Consider the following 4634-nt stretch of genomic DNA (forward strand, 5'->3'; position numbering starts at 1 on the left):
TCCGGACGCCAGGCGCTGCACCCCGGCGATCGACCGGATCAGCGTCGTCTTGCCGCAGCCGCTGGGTCCCAGCAGCCCGACGACCTGCCCGGCCGGGACGCTCAGGTCCAGGCCCGGCAGCACGGTCCGCCCGCCCCGCACCACGCGGAGCCCGGCGACCTCGACCGAGTTATTCATCATGTGTTGAATATAAGTCGGACGAGGACGCGCGACAAGACCCTCGGAACAAACCGGGCGGCCTGTGCGGTTGGCAACCGTCGTGAGCCTTCTGTTCGAGCCGCTGACGCTGCGCGGCACCACCGTCCGCAACCGCATCTGGCTGGCGCCCATGTGCCAGTACAGCGTCGAGGCGCAGGACGGGGTGCCGACCGACTGGCACCTGGTCAACCTGGGCTCGTTCGCCCGGGGCGGCTTCGGCCTGGTGCTCACCGAGGCGACCGCGGTCGTCCCGGAGGGCCGGATCAGCCCGCAGGACACCGGCATCTGGAACGACGAGCAGGCCGAGGCCTGGGCGCGCACCGCCCGCTTCGTCCGCTCGCAGGGCGCCGTGCCCGGCATGCAGCTGGCCCACGCGGGCCGCAAGGCGTCGACGTACCGAGCGTTCCCCGGCGAGCCCGTCGGCACCGTGCCGGCGTCCGAGGGCGGCTGGGAGACGGTGGCGCCCAGCGCCCAGGCCTACGAGGGCTACGACGTACCGCGCGCGATGACCACCGACGAGCTCGAGGCGCTGCCGCAGGCCTTCGCCGACGCTGCCGTCCGGGCGCTGGCCGCGGGGTTCGAGACGGTCGAGGTCCACGCCGCCCACGGTTACCTGCTGCACCAGCTGCTCAGCCCGCTGTCGAACCAGCGCACCGACGCGTGGGGCGGCTCGTTCGAGAACCGTACGCGCGCCGTCCGCGAGGTCGTCACGGCCGTCCGCGAGGTCTGGCCCGACGACAAGCCGCTGCTCGTCCGCCTCTCGGCCACCGACTGGGTCGAGGGCGGCTGGGACACCGAGCAGACCGTCGAGCTGTCGCGCCGGCTGCGCGACCTCGGCGCCGACCTCGTCGACGTCTCCAGCGCCGGCTGACGCCCGCCAGGACATCACGATCGAGCCGTCGTACCAGGTGCCGTTCGCCCGTGCGGTGCGCGAGGGCGGCGTCCCGTCCGGCGCCGTCGGCCTCATCACCGAGCCCGCGCAGGCCGAGAAGGTGCTGGCCGAGGGCGACGCCGACGTCGTCCTGCTCGCCCCGCGCGGCCCTGCGCGAGCCGCACTGGCCGCTGCGCGCCGCGCACGAGCTCGGGGTGTCGCGTCGCGAGGCGCCGTACCCGCCGCAGTACCTCCGCGGGGCGTGGCGCTGACGCTAGGCTGGCCGGCGTGCACCGCCGCCTGCTGATCGTCAACGGACCCAACCTCAACCTGCTCGGCACGCGCGAGCCGGACGTCTACGGCCACCACACGCTGGCCGACGTGCAGGCGCTGTGCCTGGAGCGTGCCGCCGAGCGCGGGCACGAGGTGCGGTTCGTCCAGAGCAACCACGAGGGCGTGCTGATCGACGCGATCCACGAGGCCCGCGAGGACTGCGACGCCATCGTCGTCAACCCGGGCGGCCTGACCCACACGTCCGTGGTGCTGCGCGACGCGCTGAGCGGCGTGGCCCTGCCCGTCGTCGAGGTGCACCTGAGCAACGTGCACGCCCGCGAGGAGTTCCGCCACCACTCGTACGTCTCGGGCATCGCGAAGGCGGTCATCGCCGGGGCGGGCATCGCGGGCTACGGCTTCGCGATCGACCTGCTCACCGCCGAGGGCTGAGCGGGTCCCGGGGCTCGGCCAGCGGGTCCACGCTGGGCGCCTACAGCACCTCCACCTCGACCCGCAGCGGGGAGCCGTCGTGCAGCCCCTCGGCCTCGCGGACGGCCTTCTTCACCGGCAGCACGTACGCCTCGGCCTGCTTCGAGGGGAACAGCGAGGTCGTCCACGACGTCGCGCCGACGCGCACGCGCACCTTGAGCGAGCCGAACCCGGCCGCCCGGTCGCGGTGACGCTGCTCGATCTCGTCGGACACCTCGAACGGCACGGTCGCGAAGAACCACGTGCCCGGGTCGGCGACCTTCCAGACGGTCGTCTCGAACGCGTACGTGCTCACGAGCGCCATCCTCGCCGGTCCCACCGACACTCGTCGCCCGTCGGGGCCCGCAGCGGCGCAGGTAGGATCGGGGCGTGACCGACGCCGCCGCGCCCACCACCCGTCAGCTCGACACCGTCGAGGTCGCCACCAGCACCCCGGAGCGCGAGCTGCCGTGGTCCGAGCTCGGCCTCAAGGCCGACGAGTACGAGCAGATCCGCGAGATCCTCGGCCGTCGCCCCACCGGCGCCGAGCTGGCGATGTACTCGGTGATGTGGAGCGAGCACTGCTCCTACAAGTCCTCCAAGGTGCACCTGAAGAAGTTCGGCGAGCTGCCCCAGGAGACGCCGCGCGGACGCACGCTGGCCGGCATCGGCGAGAACGCCGGCGTCATCGACATCGGCCAGGGCTACGCGGTCACCTTCAAGGTCGAGTCGCACAACCACCCGTCCTACGTCGAGCCCTACCAGGGCGCGGCGACCGGCGTGGGCGGCATCGTCCGCGACATCCTCGCGATGGGCGCGCGCCCGGTCGCGGTCATGGACCCGCTGCGCTTCGGCCCGCTGGACGCCGAGGACACCGCCCGCGTGCTGCCGGGCATCGTCGCCGGCGTCGGCGGCTACGGCAACTGCCTCGGCCTGCCCAACATCGGCGGCGAGGTCGTCTTCGACGAGACCTACCTGGGCAACCCGCTGGTCAACGCGCTGTGCGTCGGCGTGCTGCGCCACGAGGACCTGCACCTGGCCCACGCCACCGGCGTCGGCAACAAGGTCGTCCTCTACGGGGCCCGCACCGGCGGCGACGGCATCGGCGGCGTCTCGGTGCTCGCGTCCGAGACGTTCGACGCCGACGGTCCGGCCAAGCGGCCCAGCGTCCAGGTCGGCGACCCGTTCATGGAGAAGCTGCTCATCGAGTGCACGCTCGAGCTGTTCCGCGCGGGCGTCGTCAACGGCATCCAGGACTCGGCGCGCCGGCCTGTCGTGCGCCACGTCCGAGCTGGCCAGCGCCGGCGACGGCGGCATGCACGTCGAGCTGGACACCGTCCCGCTGCGCGACTCCAGCCTCTCGCCCGAGGAGATCCTCATGAGCGAGAGCCAGGAGCGGATGATGGCGGTCGTCGAGCCCGCGCACCTGGACGGCTTCATGGCCATCTGCGAGAAGTGGGACGTCGAGGCGGTCGTCGTCGGCGAGGTGACCGACACCGGCCGCCTGGTCATCGACTGGCACGGCGAGACCGTCGTGGACGTGCCGCCGCGCTCGGTCGCGCACGACGGCCCCACCTACGAGCGCCCCTACGCCCGTCCGGACTGGCAGGACGCGCTCCAGGCCGACGCCGCCGAGGCGCTGGCCCGCCCGGCGTCCGGCGACGAGCTGCGCGCCCAGCTGCTGGACGTGCTCGCGTCGCCGAACCAGGCCGACAAGTCCTGGGTCACCGACCAGTACGACCGCTACGTCCAGGGCAACACGGTCATGTCGCCGCCCGACGACGGCGGCGTCGTCCGCATCGACCCCGAGACCAACCTCGGCGTCGCCGTGGCCACCGACTGCAACGGCCGCTTCGCCAAGCTCGACCCCTACGCGGGCGCGCAGCTGGCGCTGGCCGAGGCCTACCGCAACGTCGCGGTCACCGGCGGGGAGCCGCTCGCCGTCACCGACTGCCTCAACTTCGGCTCGCCGGAGGACCCGGCGGTCATGTGGCAGTTCGAGCAGGCGACGCACGGCCTCAAGGACGCCTGCGCCGAGCTCGGCATCCCGGTCACCGGCGGCAACGTGTCGTTCTACAACCAGACCGGCGACGTCGCGATCCTGCCGACGCCCGTGGTCGGCGTGCTCGGCGTGGTGGACGACGTCCGCCGCCGGGTCCGCAGCGGCTTCACGGCGGCCGACGAGCACGTGCTCCTGCTCGGCGAGACCCGCGAGGAGCTCTCCGGCTCCGCGTGGGCCGGCGTCGTGCACGACCACCTCGGCGGCATGCCGCCCGCGCTGGACCTGCAGGCCGAGAAGGCGCTCGCCGCCCTGCTCCGGGCCGCGATCGAGGCCGGGCTGCTGACGTCCGCGCACGACCTGTCCGACGGCGGCCTGGGCATCGCGCTGGCCGAGTCGGTCATCCGCCACGGCGTCGGCGTCCACGTCGAGCTGGACGACCCGTTCGTCGACCTGTTCAGCGAGTCCGCGTCCCGGGCCCTGGTCACCGTCCGCGAGGACGCGCACGAGGCGTTCATGACGCTGGCCGAGGAGCACGGCGTGGTCGTCGCCTCGATCGGCCGCACCGGCGGCGACGCGCTCGAGGTCGCCGGGACGTTCAGCGTCCCCGCGGCGGAGCTCGAGCAGCGCTGGCGCGCCACGCTCCCGGCCGTGCTGGGCGAGACGATCCCCGGCGCCATCGGCACCACCGCCGTCCAGGGCTGATGGCCCGCCGGCTGGTCCCGCTCGAGCCCGCCGAGGCCGCGGCCGTCCTGGCGCGGCTGGACGCCGGCGAGGCGACCGGGCCGACGTCAAGGCCGCGGTGAAGCACCTGCTGGCGCTGCT

General features: G+C 73.5%; 3 protein-coding genes and 2 pseudogenes. 3 read left to right on the forward strand and 2 right to left on the reverse strand.

What is annotated here, in order from left to right:
• A partial coding sequence (locus AC2W7G_RS09540) for an ATP-binding cassette domain-containing protein (RefSeq protein ID WP_485868226.1) occupies positions 1-180 on the reverse strand: 180 nt, incomplete at its 3' end.
• A 79-nt stretch (positions 181-259) separates the two neighbouring features.
• On the opposite strand from AC2W7G_RS09540, the pseudogene AC2W7G_RS09545 reads away from it, so the two are divergent.
• A pseudogene (locus AC2W7G_RS09545) lies at positions 260-1341 on the forward strand (NADH:flavin oxidoreductase/NADH oxidase).
• Positions 1342-1357: 16 nt separating this feature from the next.
• Positions 1358-1792, forward strand: a complete 435-nt coding sequence (aroQ, locus tag AC2W7G_RS09550; protein WP_485868227.1) for a type II 3-dehydroquinate dehydratase — start codon at positions 1358-1360, stop codon at positions 1790-1792.
• A gap of 40 nt (positions 1793-1832) precedes the next feature.
• Here aroQ and AC2W7G_RS09555 read toward each other — a convergent pair whose 3' ends face one another.
• Positions 1833-2126 (reverse strand): DUF1905 domain-containing protein, encoded by a 294-nt coding sequence (locus AC2W7G_RS09555; RefSeq protein ID WP_485868228.1) that lies wholly within the window; start codon positions 2124-2126, stop codon positions 1833-1835.
• A gap of 74 nt (positions 2127-2200) precedes the next feature.
• Between AC2W7G_RS09555 and purL the strand changes: the two are divergent.
• Positions 2201-4514: pseudogene (gene purL, locus AC2W7G_RS09560) on the forward strand (phosphoribosylformylglycinamidine synthase subunit PurL).
• Positions 4515-4634 lie beyond the last annotated feature (120 nt).

It is taken from the genome of Aeromicrobium sp. PFPM2_SD2 (assembly GCF_057364525.1).